The following is a 20,716-nucleotide window of genomic DNA, read 5'->3' as shown; positions in this document are numbered from 1 at the left end:
GCGGGCCGCACGGCCCCAGAGAGCCGCCGGTAGCTGCGAAGGCGGCGCCGTGCCCCGCTGGCGAAGACACTCCCGAGTGCGGGGAGGAAATGCCCCGCCGGTCTGACCCCCGTCATCGGGTCGTGGAGGCCGCCCCCGTCGCGGGGCGGCGAAAGTGCGGTGGCACCGGGAGCTCCCTTCTCCCCCGCACTCCCAAGGGGTCATGCACTTCCTTCGTAGGAGCTGTGATGATCTCTCGTGTCATGTCGGCGGAGCTCGCTGAGCACGTCGGCCGACGAGTGACGATCGCCGGTTGGGTCCATCGCCGCCGGCGACTGAAATCCGTATCCTTCCTCGTCGTCAGGGACCGTACCGGCCTGACGCAGGCGGTCGCCGCCGGCGACCTGCCGCCCGAGGAGAGCGTCGTCCAGGTCAGCGGCACCGTGGCCGCCGGCGCGCAGGCGCCCGGCGGCTACGAGCTGGTCTCACCCGAGGTGGAGGTCCTCGCCGAGCCCTGTGTGCCGCCGCCGCTCGACCTGTACAGGCCCGTGGTGCAGGCGGCGCTGCCGACCGTGCTCGACCACGCGCCCGTCGCGCTGCGGCACCCGCTGCTGCGCGCCGGGCTGGAGATCTCGGCCGCGAGCGCGGCCGGGTTCCGCGAGACGCTCGACCGGCTCGGCTTCACCGAGATCCACACCCCCAAGATCGTCGGCTCGGCCACCGAGTCGGGCGCGAACGTCTTCGGCCTCGACTACTTCGGACGGCCCGCCTACCTCGCGCAATCGCCGCAGTTCTACAAGCAGGCGATGGCCGGGGTGTTCGAACGCGTCTACGAGGTGGGGCCCGTCTTCCGCGCGGAACCGCACGACACCGCCCGGCACCTCGCCCAGTACACCAGCCTCGACGCCGAATTGGGCTTCGTGCGCGACCACCGCGACGTGATGGCCGTGCTGCGCGAGGTCGTCGCGGGCATGCTCGCGTCCGTACGGCGGCGCGCCCCCGCCGCGCTCGGCCTCCTGGACGTCACCCTGCCCGAGGTGCCCGCCGAGATCCCCGCCATCCACTTCACCGAGGCGCAGCGGCTCACCTCCTCCGGCGAGCCCGACCTATCGCCCGCGCAGGAACGATGGCTGTCGGAGTGGGCGCGGCGGGAGCACGGGTGCGAGTTCCTGTTCGTCACCGGGTACCCGATGTCCAAGCGGCCCTTCTACACCCACCCCGACCCGGCGCGGCCCGGCTACTCCAACGGGTTCGACCTGCTGTTCCGCGGGATGGAGCTGGTCACCGGCGGGCAGCGGCTGCATCGGCACGAGGACTACGTGCGGGCGCTGGCCGAGCGGGGGGAGGGGACGGCGGCGTACGAAGGGTATCTGCAGGCCTTCCGGTACGGGATGCCGCCGCACGGCGGGTTCGCGATGGGGCTGGAGCGGTGGACGGCCCGGCTGACGGGGGCGGCCAACGTCCGGCAGACGACCGCGTTCCCGCGCGACCTGCACCGGCTCTCGCCGTGAACGCCCGTCCCGCGCCGTGACCACGTGCGCCGGGCTCGCGCCTTGATCGGGCGCGCCCGTCCCGCTTCGGCGGGCGGGTGCGTCCCAGGCCACGCGGGCGCGTCTCAGCGGCGCGGCATCAGGACGGCGACGCCCGCGCCCAGCACGCAGATGAACGCCGTCACCAGGAACATCTCCGTGTACTCCGTGTGCAGGGCCGCCTGCACCTGAGCCGTGTAGTCGGCCAGTTGCCGCTGGTACGTCGCCTGATCCACGCCGAACGGCAGCGGCGTGTCCAAATCGGCCGTCAGCGACTGGAACCGATAGAACCCCCACGCCGACACCGCCGCGATGCCGATCAGCATGCCCATCATCCTGGCCACCACGACCGCCGCCGACGCCACCCCGTGCTGCACCGCCGCACTCACCCGCAGCACCGCCGACGACACCGGCGCGATCACCAGCCCCAGGCCCAGCCCGGCCAGCACCAGGTCCCGGTCCATCACCCAGCCCGACCCGGCCAGGTCCAGCGGCCAGCGGCTCATCAGCCAGTAACCCACGGCCGCCAGCGCCATGCCCGCCACCGCCACCACCCGCTCACCCAGCCTGCGCGCCAGCAGCCCGCCCAGCAGGGCCGCCACCGTCAGCGCCGCCAGGAACCTGGCCAGGACCAGCGACGCGTGCAGCGCCTCCTTGCCCAGCAGGGTCTGCGCGGTGATCTGCACGAACACCATGGTGACCAGCAGCGCGGCGCCGGCCAGGAAGCTGACCGCGAGGGTGGCGAGGAGGGGGCGCTTGCGGGTGGTGGTCAGGTCCAGCAGGCGGACGGGGGAGCGGATCTCCCACCAGACGAACGCCGCCGCCGCCAGGAGGCCGGTCGCGATCACCGATGGGCCCCAGGGCGGGAGGACGGCGGTGGCGGGGTCGGGGTTGTAGAGGCCGATGACCAGGAGGGCCAGGGCCAGGGCGAGCAGGACGCCGCCGACCACGTCCACCCGGTTCGCCGCCCCGCCGGTCGTCAGGGGCTTCGTGCGAGGTGGGACCGTGAAGTGGACGGCGACGGCGGCCAGCGCGGCCAGCGGCACGTTGATCCAGAAGATGGCGTGCCACTCGCCCAGCTCCACCCCCGCCACCACCGCACTGGGCACCCCCGCCAGCAACCCCCCGTACAACGGCCCGAGCGCGCTGCCCAGCTCCTGCGCCGCCCCCACCGCCCCCAGGGCGACCGGCCGCTCACGTTCCTCCCACAGGTCGCCGATGAGCGCCATGGTGATCGGCAGCAGCGCACCCCCGGCCACTCCCTGCACGGTACGCCCCACCACGACCATCACCTCGCCGGACGCCAGCGCGGTCAGCACCGAGCCGAGCGCGAAGGCCGCCAAGCAGGCGTGGATGAGGGGGCGGCGGCCGTACCGGTCGGAGAGCTGGCCGAGCAGGGGCATCGCGGCGACGTACCCGAGCAGGAAGCCTGTGACGATCGGGGTGGCCCGCTCCAGGTGGTTGAGCGGGATGCCGACGTCCTCGGCGACGTCGATCAGGACGGTCACCACGACGTACGCGTCCAGCGCCGCCAGCAGCACCACCGCGCCGCCCGCGCCGAGCACCACCCGCCGGGCGCGCCTCACCTGGGGCGCCCGCGCGTCAGGAGAACCCACCGGGCTCACTTCTCGGCGGGCGGCGTGATCGTGACGGGTGCGTCGTAGTCGCTGACCGCCACCGTGACCGTGCCGCCCTGCATGGGCAGGCTCGCCTTGGTCAGCCGGCTGGTCGCCTGGTCGATCCAGACCTTGCCGTTCACGTCCTGCGTGACGCCCGGCACGATCGAGGAGACGACGCCGGCGGGGAAGGTGGTGGCGACCCGGTAGGAGCCGTCCTCGACGCCTTCCACCTTGGGGTTGGTGGCCGAGGCGAGCAGGCGGGCGATGCCCTTGGTGGGCTCCAGGATCACCGACGGGTCGTAGAACTGGGCGAGCTGCGCCCGCGTCATCTTCTGGAAGCCGCCCGTCGGCCCCTTGAAGTGCACCGTGTCGTCGACCAGCGCGAAGGAGACCTCTTGCAGGGTGCCCAGGATGTCGATGGTGAGCGTGCCGTCGGCGTCGCCCTCCGCCGTTAACCGGCCGTCGGCCTTCTTGACCGGCACCTGCGGGCTGCCCTCGGTCGTGATCGAGAAGCCGGCCGACTTGACGGTCTTCATCGCCTCGGAGGCCTTCTGCATCAGCTCGGGCCCGGCGGGCAGCTCGGCCCCGCCTCCGCCGCCCGATGAGCACGCGGACGCCAGCGCGAGCGCGGCCACGACGAGGAGTCTTCTGAGCATGACCGGATCGTATCGACCGCCGGTGGAGGCCGCGCGCCGTCGCCGATATCGGTTGGGTGTCGGCGCCGCCGCCCGCGTCAGCGCAGCTTCTTCAACTGCTCCACCAGGGGCGCGTACGCCTCCTCGATCGCGTCGAGCTGCTCGTCGGTGAGCCGGTCGACGAAGTGCTCGCGGACGCTCGCCACGTGGAACGGCGCCACCCGCTGGATCGTGGCCCACCCCTCGTCGGTCAGCACCGCGAACGTGCCCCTCCGGTCGTCACGGCAGTCCTCCCTGACCACCAGGCCCTTGGCCTCCATGCGGGAGATCTGGTGGGACAACCGGCTGCGCGACTGGATCGTCGCGTCGGCCAGGTCGCTCATCCGCATGCGCCGGCCCTGGCTCTCGGAGAGGTTGACCAGGATCTCGTAGTCGTTCAACGAGAGTGAGTGCTCCTGCAGCTCGCGGTCGAGCCGATGCATGAGCAGCTTGTGCAGCGCCAGGTGCGTACGCCAGGCACGCTGTTCGGCGGGTGAAAGCCAGCGAGGCGCGCTCATGATCCCCAATCTAGCGCACGTACAGTTGAGCGCTATGGGAGAGGGCAACTCGGGGGAGAGCCTGGGCACCGTGCTCGTCGCCGGCGCCGCGAACCTCACCATCGCGCTGGCCAAGCTCGTCGCCGGGGTGATCAGCGGTTCGGCGGCCATGCTGTCGGAGTCCGCGCACTCCGCCGCCGACACCGTGACCGAGCTGCTGCTGCTGGTGGCGGTGCGCCGCTCGGGCAAGCCCGCCGACCGGCGGCACCCCTTCGGGCACGGCAAGTCGGGCTTCTTCTGGGCGATGATGGCGGCGGTCGCGACGCTGGTGGGCGGGGCCGGGTTCTCCATCACGCATGGGTTGCACGAGATCAGCCACGGCGAGGAGCTGGGCGATCTGACGGTGTCCTACGTCGTGCTGGCCGTGTCGTTCGTGATCGAGGGCATCTCGTTCTCGAAGGCGTACAGGCAACTGCGCGGCGAGGCGCGGCGCTACGACGTGAGCCCGCTGCGCCTGGTGCGGCTCACGTCCGACACGGCGCTGAAGGCCGTGCTGTTCGAGGACGCCGCCGCGCTCGTCGGGCTGCTCATCGCCGGGGCGGGGCTGCTCGGGTCGCAGGTGACGGGGTCGGCGCTGTGGGACGGGGCCGCGTCCATCGGGATCGGGCTGCTTCTGCTGGTCGTCGCGCTCATCCTGATCCAGTCGAACCTGTCGCTGCTCATCGGGCAGGCGGCGCCGCAGGCCCTGGAGACCGGGATCCGCGCCGTGTTGATGGCTCAGCCGGAGGTGGAGGACGTGGTCGAGCTGATGACCATGATCATCGGGCCTGGTGAGGTGCTGGTCGCCGCGAAGATCGACTTCAGGGACGAGGCCAGCGCGGCGGGGGTGGAGATCGCCTGCGAGGAGGTGGATCGGCGGCTGCGGGAGCGCTTCTCCGGGGTCAGGCAGGTCTTCCTCGACCCGACCCCGACCCGCCGCCGCTTCTGACCCGCCGCCGCTTCTGACCTGCGCTGCTTTTGACCTGCGCTGCTTTTGACCTGCGTCGCGCCCGCGCCCCTGCTCAGGGGTCCTGGCCGGGGATCGGGACGCGGCGGGCGGGGCTGTCGGTGACGACCGCGACCCTGATGTCCGGCCCCGCGCTCCACTCCAGCAGGTGGCGGCCCGCCAGGTCCTCGCCGCCCTCGCTCACCTTGTCCAGCGTCAGCTCGCCGCGCTTGATCAGCGCCTCCTTGCGCGTCCAGTGCCTGATCAGCTCGTCGTTGCCGGTGACCATCGCCCGCTCGCGCGGCGTGAGCACCCGGCCGGCCAGCACCGTGTCCAGCGGCCCGGGGCGGACGCGCTCGGCGTCCACACCGACCTTGCCCGGACCCGCCCCCGCGCAGACGTAGCCGCGCGTGTGGCTGAAGCTGACGCCCAGGTCGGGGGCCTGCTCGAAGTACGGCCTGCCGTGGCCGAAGCCGTGCAGGTCGCAGTACTGCAACAGGGTCAGCTCAGCCGGGTCGGCGCCCAGCACCTCGGCCGCGCAGAGCCGGACCAGCAGGTGGGCGGCGATGAAGATGGTGCGGTCGTGCTCGAACTTGAAGCGGGCGGCCCGCTCCCGCTCCACCTCGGTGAGCCATTCATCGGGGGCACGCACCTCGTCGGGGCGGCCGCCCATCGCTAAAGGGCCGATCGTCAGTCCTTCTTCTTGTCGTCGCCGTTGAGGTTGTACTGGTCCTCAGACGCCGCGCCGAGCACGGTCACGTCATGAATCTTCCAGGTCCCCTTCTCCTTGACAAGGCTGATCTTAAGGTGAGAGTCCTTGACCGAGCGGATCGCCTCCGAAGTGTTCACCTGCTGGTCCACCACGACGATGGCGTGGGCGGTGGCGTCGTCCACGTCCGCCAGGTACACCTCGCGGACGGTGGCCTGCGAGGTGGCCTTCAGCTTCACGATGACCTGGGCCATCGCGCCGCCGAACGCGGCGTCGTAGGTGGTCAGGAAGTCGCCCGTGGCCTGGGCGGCGAGGGTGGAGCGGGTGGTCTGCAGGTTCTGGTAGTCGTAGCTGAGCAGGGCCCGGCTGAACGCGCTCGCCGCGCCGGACACCTCCAGGCGCAGGGCCCGTTCCGACTCCAGGCCCGCGCGGGCGTCCTCGGCCTGGGCGGCGGAGATCCACTGGAGGACGGCGGTGGCGGTGATGGCGGTCACCAGCATGGCCGCCAGGGCTCCCACGACCTTGGCCCGGGTGAAGCGCCTGCCGGGGGAGGGGGACTTTTCGGGCTCCGGCTCGGGCTCGGCACCCGGCTCCGCATCGGCGTCGGCCGCAGGCTCCGAGCCTGAGCCGGGTTCGGGCGCGCTGGCGGGCGTGGTGGAAGACGTGGTGGGGGCGGTGGCGGGCTTGGTGGCGGGCTCCGTGGCGGGCTCCGTGGCGGGCTCCATGGCGGGCTCCATGGCGGCCGCGCCTGGGGGCGTGATGGGAGGCGCGGTGGCCGTGGCGGCGGGCTCGGCGGCAGGCGCGCCGGAGGGTGTGGTGGCCGCAGCGGTGGGCGTGGTGGCCGTGGCGGCGGGTGTGGCGGCGGGCTCAGCGGCGGGCTCGGTGGTAGGCGCGCCGGAGGGTGTAGCGGTGTCCGGCGCGGGTGGGGCGTCGGAAGTGGCCTGCGCGTCGGGCGTGGGCGGCGCGTCCGGCAAGGGTTCCGTGTCCGGGGTGGGGTGGGTGTCGGGGGGTGCGTCCGTCGCCGTGTCGGCGGGGCGGGTGCGGTCCTCCAGGGCGTCGGTCATGATGACTCCTCACGGCGGCGAGCGGCCCGGCCCGCCGCGATCCAGCCCACGATGCCACCGCTCACCACCACGGCGAGGAATATCGCGGCAACCAGCGGGACGATGTTCATCGGGGTTCCTGACGCGGCCCGGTCGCCGGCCGCGCCCGCAGGCGACTCGGTGGTGGTGGCCTCCTGGGACGGTTCCGGAGTGGTGGTGGTGTCCCGCTCGGCCGCGGCGGTCCGGGAGGCGGACGGAGGGGAGCCGGGATCGGGGCCGGGGTCGGGGCCGGGGTCGGGGACGGGCTCGCGGTCGGGGCAGGCCCGCACCTTGGGGATGGGCGGCGGCCCGAGGGGCCCGGCGTACTCCTCGGCCGGCACAGGCCCGCCCGGGACGCTGAAGATGAACGACGCCTTGCCGTACACGGTGGTGCCGCGCCGGTCGGTGATGTCGTCGGCGAGGGTGAGCGCGGTGGGCACGATGCTGAGCAGGTGGTGCACGTTCCGTTCGGTCTCGGGCGAGAAGACGGGCCGGTGCGGCAGGCCGGCCGCCGTCAGGAGGCAGGAGAAGCCCGGCCTGGACGTGCGGATGGCCGCGTCGAGCTGGGCGAACACGCTGGGCCCCTGGTCGAGGATGGCGTTCAGGTCGGCGCGGGACGCCCGGAGGGTCGCGGTGACGGTGCTCAGGTCGGTGATCCCGGAGGCCAGCTTGCCGCGTTCGCCAGCCAGGGTGTGGGTGAGCCGGGTGAGCTGCACGGACAGGTCGTCAAGCACGTCGGCGTTGTCGGCGAGGGTGCCGGTGATGGCGTGGGCGTCGTCGACGATGCGCCTGATGGCGGGCGCGCGCCCGTCGAGGGCGACGGCCAGCTCGTGCACGATGGTGTCGGCGTCCTCGGGCGGCACCGCGTTGAGCAGCTTGCCGACCCCTTCGAACAGCTCCTTGTAGTCGAGCGGCACCGTGGTGCTGGCCAGCGGGATCGTGTCGCCGGGCGCGAGGGTCGGCCCGGTGACGCCGGTGGGCGGCGGGGAGAGCGCCACGTACGGCTCGCCGATGGCCGAGCGGCGCCGCACCTCGGCGGTGACGCTCTTCGGCAGCTTGATCTCCCGCTCGATGTCCAGGCCCACGACGATCTTGCCGGGCGCCAGCCGCACCTCGCCGATCTTGCCGACGCGGACCCCCAGGTACGCCACGTCGAACCCGCGCATCAGCCCGGGGGAGGTGACGAACTCGGCCGACACCCGGTAGGGCCGCTCGACCGCGTCCAGCCTGATGATCGTGCTGAACGCCCAGACCGTCATGACGACCCCGAGCAGCACGAAGAAGCCCAGGTTGAGGTAGATGCGGTTCTTCATCGCGGCGGCTCCAGCAGCAGGCTGAAGTCCCCGCCGGACTCGCGTACGGGGGCGCCGCGTACGTTCGGCAGCAAGCCCTTCAGCCACACGTAGATGAGCACCTGACCGTTCACGGTGATCGGCGGCGTGTCGATGAACGACTGCAGCTCGGCCACCAGCGCCTTCAGGTCCTCCTTGCCCCGCTGCATGGACGTCGAGACGGCCTCCAGCTCGCGCACCAGTGTGCGCAGCCGCTGGGCGTGGCGCGGGTAGACGGTGAGGTTGGCCTGCTCGGCCAGCCGGGTGAGCGCCACGATCGTCTTCTTGACGTGGTGGCGGCCGTGCGCGAGCCGTCCGGTGGCGGCGGCGAGCGTGCCCGGCAGCCGGTCCAGCTCCTCGCTGCCCTCGGCCAGGTCGTCACCGAGCCGGGCCAGGGCCTCGATGGAGGTGCCGAGGTCGTGGCGGGCGGCGGCGTAGGCGTCGGTGACCTGCGCGGTCTGCTTGATCAGCCGGTTGACCTCGTCGCCCTGCCCGGCGAAGGCGGTGGAGGCGGCGTCGAGGATGGCGTTGACGTCCTGGGCGCCGAGCGCCTCGATGAGCGGCCCGGCCTTGGCGGTGACCTGCTCGATGTCCGGTTCGACCGACGTCTCGGCGATGGTGGCGCCGTCCTTGACGTACGGGCCGGTGGCCAGGTTCTTGCCGGTGGGCGGGGTGAGGCGCACGTAGTTCTCGCCGAGCACGGACGTCTTGGCGATGGTGGCCGAGCTTCCTTCCGGCACCCGGTGTGCCGACTGGACCGACATCGTCACCCTGGCCCGGTAGCCCTCCAGCCGGATCCCGGTCACGGTGCCGACGCGTACGTCGGCGATCTGCACGCTGTGCCCGGCCACCAGGCTCTGGACGTCGTCGAAGACGGCGTGCAGGGTGAGGTCGCCGCCGGTGGCGCCGAGGGTCTGCAGCGAGCAGCCGGCGGTCAGCGCCAGCGCGGCGAGTGCGGCGGCCGGTCGCCCGGTCATCGTGAGCCTCCCCGTTGCTCGAAGGGACAGTTGCTCAGCCCGGCGGGCAGGCACGGCACCGGGCCCAGGTTCAGCGCGTCGAACAGCGGTGTCAGCCACGCCCTGGTCATCGCGTTCAGCACGACGCGGATCTTCAGCACGTGCTGCTTGTGGTCCCAGGAGTCGATCAGGACGTCGGCGAAGTCGGCGGCGCCCTTGACGGCCCGCGCGGTGGAGGCGCTGTTGGCCCTGACGGTCAGCACCAGCTCGGCCAGCGTGGTGGTGGCCTGCGGCAGCTCCTTCGCGTACTGCTCGATGATCACGTCGCCGCGCCGCACGAACGCGGCCATGGACGTGATGAACCCGCGCAGCCGCTGCCGCTCGTCGGCGAGGATCGCGGAGGCCTCGGAGAAGGCGTCGATGGCGCCGGTGACCTGGCTCTCGCGCCGGTTGAGGCTGGTGGCCAGCTCGTTGAGGCTCTTGGCCAGGCTGATGAGCTGCTGGTCCTGCTTGGCCAGGACGCCGGTGAGCTCTGAGGTGTCGGCGATCGCGTCGTTGATCGTCTCGCCGCGCCCGCGCACCCCGTCGGCCAGGTCGCCCGCCACCTCGCCGAGCTTCTCGTCGTCGAGCGCGTCGGTCAGCTTGGTGAACGCGTCGAGGGCCTCGTCGATCTCGACGGGCAGGTCGGTGCGCTCCAGCGGGATCGTCGCCCCCGGCTGGACGCGCTGGTCGCCCGGCTTCCACGGCGGGTGCAGCACGACGTTGCGCTCGCCCAGCGTGTTCTGCGGCGCGATCACGGCCATGACGTCGGACGGCAGCGGCACCTGCCGGTCGATCCGCATCTCGACCCGTACCTTGTCACCGGATATCTGGATCCGGTCCACGTAGCCGGCGTCGAGGCCCATCACCTTCACCCGCGCCTCCTCGTACAGGGAGGGCGTCTGACTGAAGATCGCGACCAGCAGGTACGGCCCCCCCCCCCCCCCCCCGCACCCGGACGCCACGAGCACCCAGCCGAGCAACACCGCCGCCAGCCGCCTCATCGCTCGTCCTCCCTGTCCTCGGCGATCGCCGCCAGCACCTCGGGGTTGATCGGCCCGAGGCCGGTGGCGATGGCCTCCAGCCACGGCCCCTGCCCGCCCATCGTGGCCAGCCCGGCGAACGTCGGCCCCGCCCAGCCGAGCAGCGAGTTGAGCCGGTCGGTGCTGCCGCTGAGCCGCGTGGTGATGGCCGAGGTGTCGTCCAGCACCTTCACGAGCGTCTTCTCGTGCTCGGTGATCAGCCGGGTGGTGCTCTGCACCAGGTCGCTGCCGTCGCCGAGGATGACGCGCAGCTCGTTGCGGCGCCTGCGCAGCTCGTCCAGCATCACCTCGACGGCGTCGAGGAGCCGCCCGAGCTCGGCGTCCTTCTTCTCCAGCACCTCGATGATCCTGGTGCCGTTGTCGAGCAGCCGCTGGAGCTGCGGCTCGCTCTCGCTGATGGTCTCCGACAGGTCGCCGATGTTGTCCAGCAGCCGGGTGACGCGGCCGTGCTTGAAGGTGTCGAGCTTGCCCAGCTCGACGAGCAGGTCGTCCACGGCCTCGGTGTCGAGCCGCTCGACCAGCTTGGTCGCGTCCTTGACGGCGTCGTTGACCAGGGTGGGCACGCCGGTCCGCTCGACCGGGATGCGCCGCTGGGCCTCGGGGAGCTGGTCCAGGTACGGGGCCGCGACGGCGCCGGTGAGCTTGACGTACCGGCCGCCGAGCAGGTTGGACAGGGCGATGTCGGCGCGCGTGGAACGGCCGAGCCGCACGCCGTCGTCCACCTTCCAGGTGACGACCACCTGGCCCTGGGCGTAGTCGGCGCGCACCTCGGTGACCTTGCCGACCCGCACCCCGGCGACGCGCACGTCGTTGCCGGTGCGCAGCCCGCCGGAGTCCACGAACACGCCGGAGACGGTGTAGCCGCCCTCCAGCAGCCCCAGGTTGCCGACCAGGAACGTGGTCACCAGCACCGCGGCCAGCGTGGCCAGCGACACCAGGCCGACGGCGTGCTTGTTGCGGTCGCGGAACGACTTGCGCGCCATCACCGGCCCACCAGCAGCTTCCTGAGGTCCTGCTCGCTCTGGATCCTGGTGTTGCGCAGCGGCGGCGGCGTCTGCATCCCGTACGGGCAGGGCGCGGCGCTGAGCGCCAGGCAGGGGACGGCGGTGATGAAGTAGTGGCCCCGGTTGACCGACGAGTACGCCCGCGTGAGCAGCGGCGGGAAGGTGCTGACCACCTTGTCGATCTCGCCCACGTGCCGCCTGATGCCGCCGGTCAGCCCCGACAGGTTGTCCACCAGCCGGCCCAGCTCGTCGGCGTTCTTGCCGAGCACCTCGTTGGAGGTGTGGAAGGTGGCCGACAGCTCCACCAGCGCCTCGTCCACGAGCCGCCGGTTGTCGGCGAACGCCTCCGTCAGGATGACGAGGTTGTCCACGAGCCGCTCGATCTGCGCGTCCCGCTTGGCGACCACCTCGGTGACGGTGGCGTAGTCCTTCAGCAACTGCTCGATGAGCCGCCTGCGCTCGGTGACGGTGGTGGTGATCGCGTTGACGTTGTCGAGCAGGCGGGGGATGTTCTGGTCGTTGCCCTTGAGCGAGGTGGCGGCGGCCGTCAGGAGCTGGTTGATCTGGTCGGGGTCCAGGCTGCGGGTGAGCGGGCCGAGGTCGCTGATCAGCTCGCCGATGTCCACGACGGAGGAGGTGCGGGTGATGCGCGCGCCGGGCGGCAGCAGGCCGGGCGCGGTGCCGGGCAGCAGGTAGATGACGCGCTGGCCGACGGCGTTGCGCCAGCGGACGGCCGCCTCGGTGTCGGCCGGCACCTTGACCGCCTCCTGCACCTCCATGGTCACCTCCGCCCGCCCGTCCACGACCTCGATCGTGTCCACCTGGCCGACCGGCGCTCCGGCAATCTTCACCTGGTCGCCCTCGACCAGCCCCGACACGTCGTCGAACACGGCGACCAGCCGGTAGCCGGCGCCGGTGCTGACCCGCGCGATCTGCACGGCGATGAACAGGATCAGCGACAGGGTCAGCCCGACGAACAGCACGAACCGCACGAAGGTCCACCGGCGGCGCACCCGTTCCATGCCTCAGCGCCTCCCGTCGGTCGGGCCGCAGGCGCCGACGATCAGCTCGCAGACGTCGGTGGCCACGAACGCCTCCACCTGGAGCTGGCGGCTGTTGCCAGGGCCCTGCGCCTCGATCAGCTCGTTGAGCAGGTCCACCAGCGTGGTCAGGCCGCGCACGCCGTCGCCCGCCAGGCCTAACTGGGCGTAGATGAGCGCGGCCACCCGCTCGGCCGAGTGCACGCCGGCCCGGAGGTTCTGCCGGTGCTTGGCCAGGCCGTGCGTGACCTGGCCGGAGATCGAGGTGATCTCCTGCAGCAGCACGCGCACCTTGTCGGCCCGCTCCAGCAGGTCGGGCGTGATGACGTTGACGTCGGAGGAGATGGAGATCAGGTCGTCGCCCTTGTCCGACAGGGCGGTGCCGAGCAGCGCCGAGTCGTGCAGGAACTGCCTGGCTCGCTGCCGGTGCCGGTGCGCCACGCCGACGACGGTGCCCGCGTCGCCGATCAGCTCGCGCAGGTCGGTGCCCTGCCCCTCCAGGCCCTTGGCCAGCGTGTGCACGATGACCGTGACCTCGCGCGGATCGACGGCGTCCAGGCCCTCGTAGGCGTCGCCGAGCGTGTCGGACAGGTCGAGCGGGTCGCGGGTGTCGGTGATGACGGCGCCGGAGGCGAGGTAGGGGCCGGTCGTCTCGTCGGCGCCCGGCTCCAGGGCGACGAACTTGGGGCCGAACACCGACGCGGGCTCCACGGACGCGACCGTGGTCGCAGGCACCTCGACGGTCACGTGCATGGTGACGACGGCCCTGCCCTGGACGTCCAGCGACAGTGCCGTCACCTCGCCCACCGTGATGCCGCGGATCTTGACGGGGGAGCCGCTGTCGAGGCCCTGCCCGGCCCGGCCGAACACGGCGTCGAGGCGGATGCCGGGGACCAGGGTGGCCGAGCGCACGGCGTACAGGGCGGCGGCGGCGAAGACGGCCACCACGGCCAGCGCGATGCCCAGCCGGGCGGCGAGAGGAAGATCAGCTCGGGCCACCGGCTCACCCCGTCAGCGGTATGTTGCCGCCGCCGCCCCAGAACAGGTACGACAGCAGCAGGTTGAGCAGCACGATCGTGACGATCGACTGGCGGATGGCCCGGCCCGCCGCGACCCCCACGCCCACCGGGCCGCCCGTGGCGTGGAAGCCGTGGAAGCAGTGGATGACGATGACGGCGAAGGCGAACACCGCGACCTTGGCGACGCTGAACACGATGTCGCTGACCGGGAGGTACAGGTAGAAGTAGTAGTCGTAGACGCCGGGCGCCAGCCCGAACAGCGCGGTGCACATCAGCCGGGTGGCGAAGAAGCTGGCGAACAGCGCGATGAGGTAGATCGGCACCAGCGCCAGCAGCGCCGCCACCACCCGGGTGCAGATCAGGTAGGTGAAGGCGTTGATGCCCATCACCTCCAGCGCGTCGATCTCGTCCGAGATCCGCATCGCGCCAAGCTCGGCCGTGAACGACGAGCCGACCTGCGCCGCCAGCGCCGTGGCGGCGATGATCGGGGTGATCTCGCGGACGTTGGCGAAGCTGCCCACCAGCCCCATGAACGACTCCGCGCCGATGGCCTGCAACCCCTGGTAGCCCTGCAATCCCACGGTCGCGCCCACGACGAACGCCATGGTGAACACCACGAAGATCATGCCGCCGCCGATGACGGTCGCCCCGACGCCCACGACCACGTCGCTGACCTGGCGGACGACGACCTTGACGTACTTCAGCCTGAGCACGACGTCGCGTACGGAGTAGAACAGCACCCGCCACACGAACAGCGGCCAGTCGGCCAGCGACGCGAACCGCTCGGCTGCGTCCCGCCCCTTGAGGGCGATCCGGAGGCCGGCCGTCCGCGTCACCATCAGAGCGACCTCGGCGGGTAGGCCAGGAAGTACACGGCCGAGATCACGTAGTTGAACGTGAACACCAGCATGAACGTCACCACGGTCGCCTGGTTGACGGCCCGCCCCACCCCGACCGGGCTGGTCGCGCACGTCATGCCCTTCCAGCAGGCCACGCCCGCCGCGATGAACCCGAAGATCCACGCCTTGAACAGCGTCACGTACAGGTCGGAGGCCACGACCAGCGACAGCGCCCCGTCGAAGTAGGCGCCCGGCGTGACGCCCTGCACGACCACGTTGAAGAAGTAGCCGCCTGCCGCGCCCGCCACGATGACCAGCGGGCACAGGCACACCGCGATCGTGCTGGCCGCCCACATGCGCGGCGTGACGAGGCGGTGGATCGGGTTGACCGACATGACCTCCATCGCGCTCAGCTCGTCGCGGATGTGGCGGGCGCCGATGTCGGAGGTCATCGCGCTGCCGCCGGCCCCGGCGATGAGCAGCGCGCTGGCCAGCGGCGCCACCTCGCGGATCAGGCCGACGAAGACCGCGCTGCCGGTCGCGGAGCCGGCGCCGAGCTGCCGTGCCAGCTCGCCCACCTGCAAGGCCACGGTCGCGCCCAGCGGCAGGGCGACCAGCAGGACGGGCACGCTGGTGACGCGGGCCAGGAACCAGCACTGGTCGACGAACTCCCACCACCAGCGCCTGACGTCCCAGCTCCGGCGCAGGCCCTCCAGCACGATGACGAACAGGTCACCGACCTGGCCGAGGGCCGAGCCGGCCCGGCGTCCGACGTACCCGGACCAGGCCATCACCACCTCCGCCGCCTACGGATCGCCAACCCTACTGACGGGCTGTCCAGTAGGCCATGGCTACGCGGGAATTTGCGCGAAAGGTATGAGGGCGGGTGCGTGCCTTGTCAGCCGGGTACGAATAGTGGCCGTTCCGTTACAGCAGGGCGCCCATCCACGACTCGATCTCGTCGGGGTGGCGGGGCAGGGCCGACGACATCAGGGTGGCGCCGGTCGCGGTGACGACCAGGTCGTCCTCGATGCGGATGCCGATGCCGCGCAGCTCCTCCGGCAGCGTCAGGTCGTCCGGCTGCAGGTACAGGCCCGGCTCGACGGTCAGCACGTGACCCTCCTCCAGAACGCCGTCCAGGTAGACCTCGGAGCGGGACTTCGCGCAGTCGTGCACGTCCAGGCCGAGCATGTGGCCGCTGCTGCACAGCGTGTAGCGCCGGTACAGGCCGGTCTCCATCAGCTCGTCGGTGGACTGCTTGAACAGGCCCCAGTCGCGCAGCCCGTCGCAGATGACGCGCATGGCCGCGAGGTGGAAGTCGCGGAAGCGGGCGCCCGGCCGCAGGGTGGCGATGGCGGCCGTCTGCGCCTCGTACACCAGCTCGTACGCCTGCCGCTGCACCGCGCTGAACCGGCCCGACATGGGGAAGGTGCGGGTGACGTCGGCGGTGTAGAGCGTGTCGGCCTCGACGCCCGCGTCCATCAGCAGCAGGTCGCCGGCGTGCAGCGCGCCGTCGTTGCGGATCCAGTGCAGCACGCAGGCGTGCGAGCCGGCGGCCACGATGCTGTCGTAGCCGACCGCGTTGCCCTCCAGCCGCGAACGCAGCCCGAACACGCCCTCCAGGTACCGCTCGCCACGCCGGTGGCCGAGCGCCCGCGGCAGCGCGCGCACGACGTCCTCGAAGCCGCGCGCGGTCGCGTCCACGGCGCCCTGCAGCTCGCCCAGCTCCCACTCGTCCTTGACCAGCCGCGTCTCCGACAGGAACGACTCCAGCTCCGCGTCGCCGCCGCCCGCCGCGACCTGGGCGTCCACCCGGGCGTCCACCCCGCGCAGCACCCTGGCCGGGCGCGTGAGGTCCAGCTCCCTGATGTGGGCGCAGTCGATCTGGTACAGCTCGGCCGCCTCCGCCAGGTCGGGGCGCGGGCCCGCCCAGAACTCGCCGTAGCGGCGGTCGCGGTAGAACTCCTGGCCCTCCTCGCGCGGGGCGCGCGGCCTGACGTACAGGACGGCCTGGCCGGACGGCTCGATCACCAGCACGTCGTCCGACTCGTTCGCGCCCGTCAGGTACGAGTACGCGCTGTGCGGCCTGAACCGGTAGTCACAGTCGTTGCTGCGCACCTTCAGCGTGCCCGCAGGGATCACCAGCCGCTCGCCGGGGAAGCGCTGTGCCAGCGCGGCCCGCCGCTTGGCCGCCCACGGCGCGATCGGCCGCGCGCTCACCTCCGCCGCCACCTCCGCCGTGCCTTGCCGTCCCCAGCCGGTACGCATGAACGCGGCCAGCTCCTCCGTGACGGGCAGATCGTGGCTTCCGGTGTTGAGCGGCTCGGTCATTCGGCAGTCCTTGGGTGATATTTCGGTCTATGTACGGAATTTCGTATGCCAAGCAGCCTACGGGACCCATTGACTCCGTCCCCACGGGCTTGTTTGCCTGGAGGCAAGCTTGGAAGACTGAGGGCAGAGGTGGTGCACATGCTCATCGGGACGATCCTTCGCGGCAAGGGCAGTGGCGTGACGACCGTGGCGCCTGAGGCCACCGTGCGCGAGCTGCTCGCCCAGCTCGCGGAGCACAATATCGGAGCCGTCGTCGTCTCCACCGACGGCGAGACCATCGAGGGGATCGTCTCCGAGCGCGACGTCGTACGGCGCCTGCACGACCGCGGCGCCTCGATCCTCGACGCCCCGGTCTCCTCGATCATGACGACCGAGGTCACCACGGTCGGCCCTGGCGAGAACGTCGACTCACTGCGCCGCACCATGACCACGCAGCGCTTCCGGCACATGCCCGTCGTCGAGAACGGCAGGCTCGTCGGCATCGTCAGCATCGGCGACGTCGTCAAGAGCGCCATCGAGGAGCTGGAGACGGAGAAGGCGTCGCTCGTCGACTATCTCCATCGTTGACAGGGATGGCACGCTTGGTCCGTGATGTACGGGCCTCCGCCACCTGACTACCCCCGGTACCCCGAGTACCCGCGGGCGACGAACAGTCCGCCGATCATCGTGCTCGTCTCGGGGCTCGCCGCGCTGCTGGGCTTCCTGCTGGGGGTGCTCGTCGGGTTCGGGGCGGGGACGACGTCGGGGGAGGAGGCGCCCGACCCGAGGGTCACGGTGACGGTCGAGGACACGCCGCCGCCCGCCGAGGAGACCGTCCCGCCCGCCCAGACCACCCCGCCCCCGTCCCCGCCTGCGCAGACCCCGCCCGGCCAGACCCCTCCTGGACAGACTCCGCCTGGACAGACCCAGCCCGGTCTCGGGACGACGCCAGGTGCGACCGGGCTCGCCGTCGACATCTCCTCCCTCCTGCGCACGCTCGTCGTCGGCACCGACATCCAGCCCGGCACCTACCGCACGAGCGGCCCCATGTCCGGCTTCCCGATGTGCTACTGGGCCCGCTTGCGCACCCCCACCGGCGGCGTGATCGCCACCGGCATGCCGAACGGCCCCGCCACCGTCACGATCCTGGCCACGGACAAGGCGTTCCAGACGGGCGGCTGCGTGGAGTGGACCAAGGCCTGACCTGTTTGCACTGGTAGGGCCAGCGTAGGAGGATGCGCTCAGCCCACCAAGGAGGAAGACATGTCGGTGTTGCAGAGCTTCGTGGACAGCGTGCGCGGCGGGGCCATCGAGGTGATCGATCTGACCGCGCCTCTCTCGTCGAAGACGCCGATCCTCCAGCTCCCCGAGCCTTTCGGCAACACGATCCCGTTCCGGCTGGAGGAGATCAGCCGGTACGACGACCGCGGCCCGGCCTGGTACTGGAACGACATCCACACCGGTGAGCACACCGGCACCCATTTCGACGCCCCCGTCCACTGGGTCACCGCCCGCGACGGCCAGGACGTCTCCCAGGTGCCCGCGCGCAGCCTGATCGCGCCCGCCGTGGTGCTCGACTTCGCGGCGGAGGCGTCCAAGGACCCCGACTTCCTCCTGCAGATCGACCACGTCAAGGAGTGGGAGCGGGCCAACGGCGCGCTGCCCGACGGCGGCTGGCTGCTCTACCGCACCGGCTGGGACACCCGCTCCGGCGACCAGGCCGCCTTCCTGAACGCCGACGAGACCGGGCCGCACACCCCCGGCATCTCCGCAGAGTGCGCGCAGTGGCTGGCCGCCGAGACGCCCATCCTCGGCCTCGGCGTCGAGACCGTCGGCACCGACGCCGGCGCCGCCCACTCCTTCGACCCGGCCTTCCCCTGCCACTCCTTCCTCCTCGGCGCCGGCAAGTACGGCCTCACCCAGCTCCGCAACCTCGACCGCCTGCCGGTGACCGGCGCCGTCGTGGTCGCCCCGCCGCTGCCCATCGTGGGCGGCTCGGGCAGCCCCGTCCGCGTGCTCGCCCTGGTGGAACGTTGATCGTCGCCGAAGCCGTCGGCAGGGCCCTGGCCGCCTGCGGCGCGGGCACCGTCTTCGGGGTGGTCGGCAGCGGCAACTTCCACGTCACCAACGCCCTCGTGGCCGGCGGCGCGCGCTTCGTCGCCGCCCGCCACGAGGGCGGCGCCGCCACCATGGCCGACGCCTACGCCCGGATGAGCGGGCACGCCGGCGTGGTGACGGTGCACCAGGGGCCGGGGCTCACGAACGCCATGACGGGGCTCACGGAGGCGGCCAAGAGCCGTACGCCGGTGATCGTGGTCGCGGGGGAGGCCACCGAGGCGCAGTCCAACTTCCACATCGACCAGGCCGCGCTGGCTCTTGCGGTCGGGGCGGTCGCCCTTCGGGTCACCTCGGCGGGTGCGGCTGTGGAGCAGGCGGTCGAGGCTTACCGGGTGGCGGTGGGGGAGCGGCGTACGGTGCTGCTGAACCTGCCGCTCGACGTGCAGGCCGCCGTCTACGAGGGGCCCGACGACGTGGAAGGGCTGGTCGCGGGGCTGCTGCCGGTCGTGCCGCCGTCAGGCCTGCCCTCCGCCCCGGCCACCGCGCCCCGCCAGGAGCCGTCCGTGTCGGCCGCCACGTTCCGCGAGGCGTCGGCGCAGGCCTCCGCCTTCGGCGAGGCGCCGTCCGCGTCGGCCCCTGACTCGCGCGAGGCGCCGTCCGTGTCGGCCCCCGCGTTCCGCGAGGCGCCTGCGCAGGCCTCCGGCTTCGGCGAGGAGTCGCCCGCGTCGGCCCCCGCGTTCCCCGCGCAGGCCTCCCACTCCGGCGAGGGGTCGTCCGCTCAGGCTTCTGCCTTCCGCGAGGAGTCGTCCGCCTTCCGTGAGGAGTCCGTGCAGGCCTCCGCCTTCCGCGGCGAGCCCGGGCGGATGGCGGCGCCGGCCGGGGCCGAGGTGGCCGTGCCGGCGGGGTCCGAGGTGGCGGCGCTGGCGGCGGCGCTGGAGTCGGCAGCCAGGCCCGTGTTCATCGCCGGACGCGGCGCCAGGCAGGCGCGGCGCGAGCTGGAGGACCTGGCCGAACGGACGGGAGCCCTGCTGGCGACGTCCGCGGTGGCCAAGGGCCTCTTCCGGGGCAGCCCGTGGGACCTCGACGTGTCCGGCGGTTTCGCCACCCCGCTGACCGCCGAGCTGGTCCGCGAGGCCGACCTGGTCGTCGCCTGGGGCTGCGCGCTGAACATGTGGACCACCCGCCACGGTGCCCTCATCGGAGCGCGGGCCAGGGTCGCCAAGGTGGACCTCGACGCCGCGGCGCTCAAGACGCACGTCCCCGCCGACCTGGGCGTGGTGGGCGACGTGGCCGAGGTCGCCCGCGCGGTGACGGCCCAGGTCGCGCAGTCTGCCGGCTACCGTACGGCGGAGCTGGCCGCGCGCATCGGGGCCGAGGGGCGGTGGCAGGCCATGCCGTACGAGGACGAGAGCGGCGGCGGCCGGATCGACCCGAGAACGCTCACGATCGGCCTGGACGAGCTCCTGCCCGCGGAGCGGATCGTCTCCATCGACTCCGGAAATTTCATGGGATATCCGTCGATGTTCCTCGATGTCCCGGACGAGGGCGGGTTCTGCTTCACCCAGGCGTTCCAGTCGGTCGGGCTCGGCCTGGCGACGGCCATCGGCGCCGCCGTGGCCCGCCCCGACCGCCTCCCGGTGGCCGCGCTCGGCGACGGCGGCACGCTGATGGGGCTTGCAGAGCTGGAGACCGTGGTCAGGCTCGGGCTGCCCATGGTGATCGTCGTGTACGACGACGAGGCGTACGGGGCGGAGGTGCACCACTTCGGCCCGCACGGCCACCCCCTCGGCACCGTCACCTTCCCCCCGGCCGACCTCGCCGCCATCGCCCGGGGCCACGGCCTGGCCGCCGTGACCGTCACCGCGCCGGAGGACCTGGCGGGGGTGGCCGACTGGCTGAACGGGCCACGCGACCGGCCGCTGCTCGTGCACGCCAAGGTGACGGGGGAGCGCGGGTCCTGGTGGCTGGAAGAGGCCTTCAAGGGCCACTAGGTTCTCGGGCGT

Annotated in this window: 20 protein-coding genes; 6 read left to right on the top strand and 14 right to left on the bottom strand. The window is 72.1% G+C overall.

Going from position 1 to position 20,716, the window contains the following annotated elements; all coding sequences use genetic code 11:
• The first annotated feature begins 227 nt into the window (after positions 1 to 227).
• The gene (aspS, locus tag ABD331_RS12020) at positions 228 to 1,490 is read left to right on the top strand and encodes an aspartate--tRNA(Asn) ligase (RefSeq protein ID WP_344473715.1); all 1,263 of its coding nucleotides are present in this window, start codon (positions 228 to 230) and stop codon (positions 1,488 to 1,490) included.
• A gap of 104 nt (positions 1,491 to 1,594) precedes the next feature.
• On the opposite strand, the gene ABD331_RS12015 is transcribed toward aspS, so the two are convergent.
• From ABD331_RS12015 to ABD331_RS12005, 3 genes are all read right to left on the bottom strand, one after another.
• Positions 1,595 to 3,124: an MFS transporter gene (locus ABD331_RS12015; RefSeq protein WP_344473713.1), complete on the bottom strand. Its 1,530-nt coding sequence runs from the start codon at positions 3,122 to 3,124 to the stop codon at positions 1,595 to 1,597.
• A 5-nt stretch (positions 3,125 to 3,129) separates the two neighbouring features.
• Positions 3,130 to 3,783: an LppX_LprAFG lipoprotein gene (locus tag ABD331_RS12010; protein WP_344473711.1), complete on the bottom strand. Its 654-nt coding sequence runs from the start codon at positions 3,781 to 3,783 to the stop codon at positions 3,130 to 3,132.
• Positions 3,784 to 3,860: 77 nt separating this feature from the next.
• On the bottom strand, positions 3,861 to 4,319 hold the full coding sequence (locus ABD331_RS12005) for a MarR family winged helix-turn-helix transcriptional regulator (protein ID WP_148441606.1): 459 nt from the start codon (positions 4,317 to 4,319) through the stop codon (positions 3,861 to 3,863).
• 34 nt (positions 4,320 to 4,353) lie between these two features.
• Between ABD331_RS12005 and ABD331_RS12000 the strand changes: the two genes are divergently transcribed.
• Positions 4,354 to 5,286, top strand: coding sequence for a cation diffusion facilitator family transporter (locus tag ABD331_RS12000; protein ID WP_344473708.1), 933 nt, complete (start codon positions 4,354 to 4,356; stop codon positions 5,284 to 5,286).
• A 73-nt stretch (positions 5,287 to 5,359) separates the two neighbouring features.
• Here the strand turns inward: ABD331_RS12000 and ABD331_RS11995 are convergent, their stop codons facing one another.
• The 11 genes from ABD331_RS11995 to ABD331_RS11945 form a co-directional block, all read right to left on the bottom strand.
• Positions 5,360 to 5,956: a 4'-phosphopantetheinyl transferase family protein gene (locus ABD331_RS11995; RefSeq protein ID WP_344473706.1), complete on the bottom strand. Its 597-nt coding sequence runs from the start codon at positions 5,954 to 5,956 to the stop codon at positions 5,360 to 5,362.
• Between the two features lie 17 nt (positions 5,957 to 5,973).
• Positions 5,974 to 7,056: a hypothetical protein gene (locus tag ABD331_RS11990; RefSeq protein ID WP_344473704.1), complete on the bottom strand. Its 1,083-nt coding sequence runs from the start codon at positions 7,054 to 7,056 to the stop codon at positions 5,974 to 5,976.
• Positions 7,053 to 8,387 carry an MlaD family protein gene (locus tag ABD331_RS11985; protein ID WP_344473702.1) on the bottom strand — a complete coding sequence of 445 codons (1,335 nt, stop codon included), beginning with the start codon at positions 8,385 to 8,387 and terminating at the stop codon, positions 7,053 to 7,055. The genes ABD331_RS11990 and ABD331_RS11985 overlap by 4 nt, the downstream gene beginning before the upstream one ends.
• Positions 8,384 to 9,382, bottom strand: a complete 999-nt coding sequence (locus ABD331_RS11980) for an MCE family protein (protein ID WP_344473700.1) — start codon at positions 9,380 to 9,382, stop codon at positions 8,384 to 8,386. The genes ABD331_RS11985 and ABD331_RS11980 overlap by 4 nt, the downstream gene beginning before the upstream one ends.
• Positions 9,379 to 10,404, bottom strand: coding sequence for an MCE family protein (locus ABD331_RS11975; protein WP_344473698.1), 1,026 nt, complete (start codon positions 10,402 to 10,404; stop codon positions 9,379 to 9,381). The genes ABD331_RS11980 and ABD331_RS11975 overlap by 4 nt, the downstream gene beginning before the upstream one ends.
• Positions 10,401 to 11,426, bottom strand: coding sequence for an MlaD family protein (locus ABD331_RS11970; RefSeq protein ID WP_344473696.1), 1,026 nt, complete (start codon positions 11,424 to 11,426; stop codon positions 10,401 to 10,403). Before ABD331_RS11970 ends, ABD331_RS11975 begins: the two co-directional genes overlap by 4 nt.
• Positions 11,426 to 12,469 carry an MCE family protein gene (locus ABD331_RS11965; protein ID WP_344473693.1) on the bottom strand — a complete coding sequence of 348 codons (1,044 nt, stop codon included), beginning with the start codon at positions 12,467 to 12,469 and terminating at the stop codon, positions 11,426 to 11,428. Before ABD331_RS11965 ends, ABD331_RS11970 begins: the two co-directional genes overlap by 1 nt.
• A gap of 3 nt (positions 12,470 to 12,472) precedes the next feature.
• Complete coding sequence (locus ABD331_RS11960; RefSeq protein WP_344473691.1) at positions 12,473 to 13,486, bottom strand: MCE family protein; 1,014 nt, start codon at positions 13,484 to 13,486, stop codon at positions 12,473 to 12,475.
• 4 nt (positions 13,487 to 13,490) lie between these two features.
• Positions 13,491 to 14,345, bottom strand: coding sequence for an ABC transporter permease (locus tag ABD331_RS11955; RefSeq protein ID WP_344473689.1), 855 nt, complete (start codon positions 14,343 to 14,345; stop codon positions 13,491 to 13,493).
• Positions 14,345 to 15,136, bottom strand: a complete 792-nt coding sequence (locus ABD331_RS11950) for an MlaE family ABC transporter permease (RefSeq protein WP_148441617.1) — start codon at positions 15,134 to 15,136, stop codon at positions 14,345 to 14,347. Before ABD331_RS11950 ends, ABD331_RS11955 begins: the two co-directional genes overlap by 1 nt.
• A 136-nt stretch (positions 15,137 to 15,272) precedes the next feature.
• Entirely contained in the window at positions 15,273 to 16,676 is a 1,404-nt protein-coding gene (locus ABD331_RS11945) for an aminopeptidase P family protein (protein WP_344473685.1), read from the bottom strand.
• A 138-nt stretch (positions 16,677 to 16,814) separates the two neighbouring features.
• Between ABD331_RS11945 and ABD331_RS11940 the strand changes: the two genes are divergently transcribed.
• Genes ABD331_RS11940 through ABD331_RS11925 form a run of 4 tightly spaced genes read left to right on the top strand, consistent with a single transcriptional unit; the run spans position 16,815 to position 20,704 of the window.
• Complete coding sequence (locus ABD331_RS11940; protein WP_344473683.1) at positions 16,815 to 17,243, top strand: CBS domain-containing protein; 429 nt, start codon at positions 16,815 to 16,817, stop codon at positions 17,241 to 17,243.
• A 24-nt stretch (positions 17,244 to 17,267) separates the two neighbouring features.
• The gene (locus ABD331_RS11935; protein WP_486348505.1) at positions 17,268 to 17,858 is read left to right on the top strand and encodes an Rv1352/Rv1906c domain-containing protein; all 591 of its coding nucleotides are present in this window, start codon (positions 17,268 to 17,270) and stop codon (positions 17,856 to 17,858) included.
• Between the two features lie 60 nt (positions 17,859 to 17,918).
• A complete protein-coding gene (locus ABD331_RS11930; RefSeq protein WP_344473679.1) occupies positions 17,919 to 18,692 on the top strand; it encodes a cyclase family protein in 774 nt (257 codons plus the stop codon).
• A complete protein-coding gene (locus ABD331_RS11925; RefSeq protein WP_344473677.1) occupies positions 18,689 to 20,704 on the top strand; it encodes a thiamine pyrophosphate-binding protein in 2,016 nt (671 codons plus the stop codon). Before ABD331_RS11930 ends, ABD331_RS11925 begins: the two co-directional genes overlap by 4 nt.
• Positions 20,705 to 20,716: the final 12 nt, after the last annotated feature.

Origin of the sequence: Nonomuraea monospora (assembly GCF_039531895.1) — a bacterium.
In the GTDB taxonomy this organism is placed as follows: Bacteria; Actinomycetota; Actinomycetes; order Streptosporangiales; family Streptosporangiaceae; genus Nonomuraea; species Nonomuraea monospora.
The sequence above is the reverse complement of the archived record's forward strand: the minus strand, read 5'-3'. Positions and strand labels throughout refer to the sequence as shown.

What these genes read in the sequence shown, in the direction of transcription:
- ABD331_RS11930 (WP_344473679.1), top strand. Translation starts at nt 17,919, where the DNA reads ATGTCGGTGTTGCAGAGCTTCGTGGACAGCGTGCGCGGCGGGGCCATC.
- ABD331_RS12000 (WP_344473708.1), top strand. Translation starts at nt 4,354, where the DNA reads ATGGGAGAGGGCAACTCGGGGGAGAGCCTGGGCACCGTGCTCGTCGCC.
- ABD331_RS11975 (WP_344473698.1), bottom strand. Translation starts at nt 10,404, where the DNA reads ATGAGGCGGCTGGCGGCGGTGTTGCTCGGCTGGGTGCTCGTGGCGTCC.
- aspS (WP_344473715.1), top strand. Translation starts at nt 228, where the DNA reads ATGATCTCTCGTGTCATGTCGGCGGAGCTCGCTGAGCACGTCGGCCGA.
- ABD331_RS11940 (WP_344473683.1), top strand. Translation starts at nt 16,815, where the DNA reads ATGCTCATCGGGACGATCCTTCGCGGCAAGGGCAGTGGCGTGACGACC.
- ABD331_RS11950 (WP_148441617.1), bottom strand. Translation starts at nt 15,136, where the DNA reads ATGGCCTGGTCCGGGTACGTCGGACGCCGGGCCGGCTCGGCCCTCGGC.
- ABD331_RS11980 (WP_344473700.1), bottom strand. Translation starts at nt 9,382, where the DNA reads ATGACCGGGCGACCGGCCGCCGCACTCGCCGCGCTGGCGCTGACCGCC.
- ABD331_RS11965 (WP_344473693.1), bottom strand. Translation starts at nt 12,469, where the DNA reads ATGGAACGGGTGCGCCGCCGGTGGACCTTCGTGCGGTTCGTGCTGTTC.
- ABD331_RS11985 (WP_344473702.1), bottom strand. Translation starts at nt 8,387, where the DNA reads ATGAAGAACCGCATCTACCTCAACCTGGGCTTCTTCGTGCTGCTCGGG.
- ABD331_RS11995 (WP_344473706.1), bottom strand. Translation starts at nt 5,956, where the DNA reads ATGGGCGGCCGCCCCGACGAGGTGCGTGCCCCCGATGAATGGCTCACC.
- ABD331_RS12010 (WP_344473711.1), bottom strand. Translation starts at nt 3,783, where the DNA reads ATGCTCAGAAGACTCCTCGTCGTGGCCGCGCTCGCGCTGGCGTCCGCG.
- ABD331_RS11970 (WP_344473696.1), bottom strand. Translation starts at nt 11,426, where the DNA reads ATGGCGCGCAAGTCGTTCCGCGACCGCAACAAGCACGCCGTCGGCCTG.
- ABD331_RS11955 (WP_344473689.1), bottom strand. Translation starts at nt 14,345, where the DNA reads ATGGTGACGCGGACGGCCGGCCTCCGGATCGCCCTCAAGGGGCGGGAC.
- ABD331_RS11990 (WP_344473704.1), bottom strand. Translation starts at nt 7,056, where the DNA reads ATGACCGACGCCCTGGAGGACCGCACCCGCCCCGCCGACACGGCGACG.
- ABD331_RS11935 (WP_486348505.1), top strand. Translation starts at nt 17,268, where the DNA reads ATGTACGGGCCTCCGCCACCTGACTACCCCCGGTACCCCGAGTACCCG.
- ABD331_RS12005 (WP_148441606.1), bottom strand. Translation starts at nt 4,319, where the DNA reads ATGAGCGCGCCTCGCTGGCTTTCACCCGCCGAACAGCGTGCCTGGCGT.
- ABD331_RS11945 (WP_344473685.1), bottom strand. Translation starts at nt 16,676, where the DNA reads ATGACCGAGCCGCTCAACACCGGAAGCCACGATCTGCCCGTCACGGAG.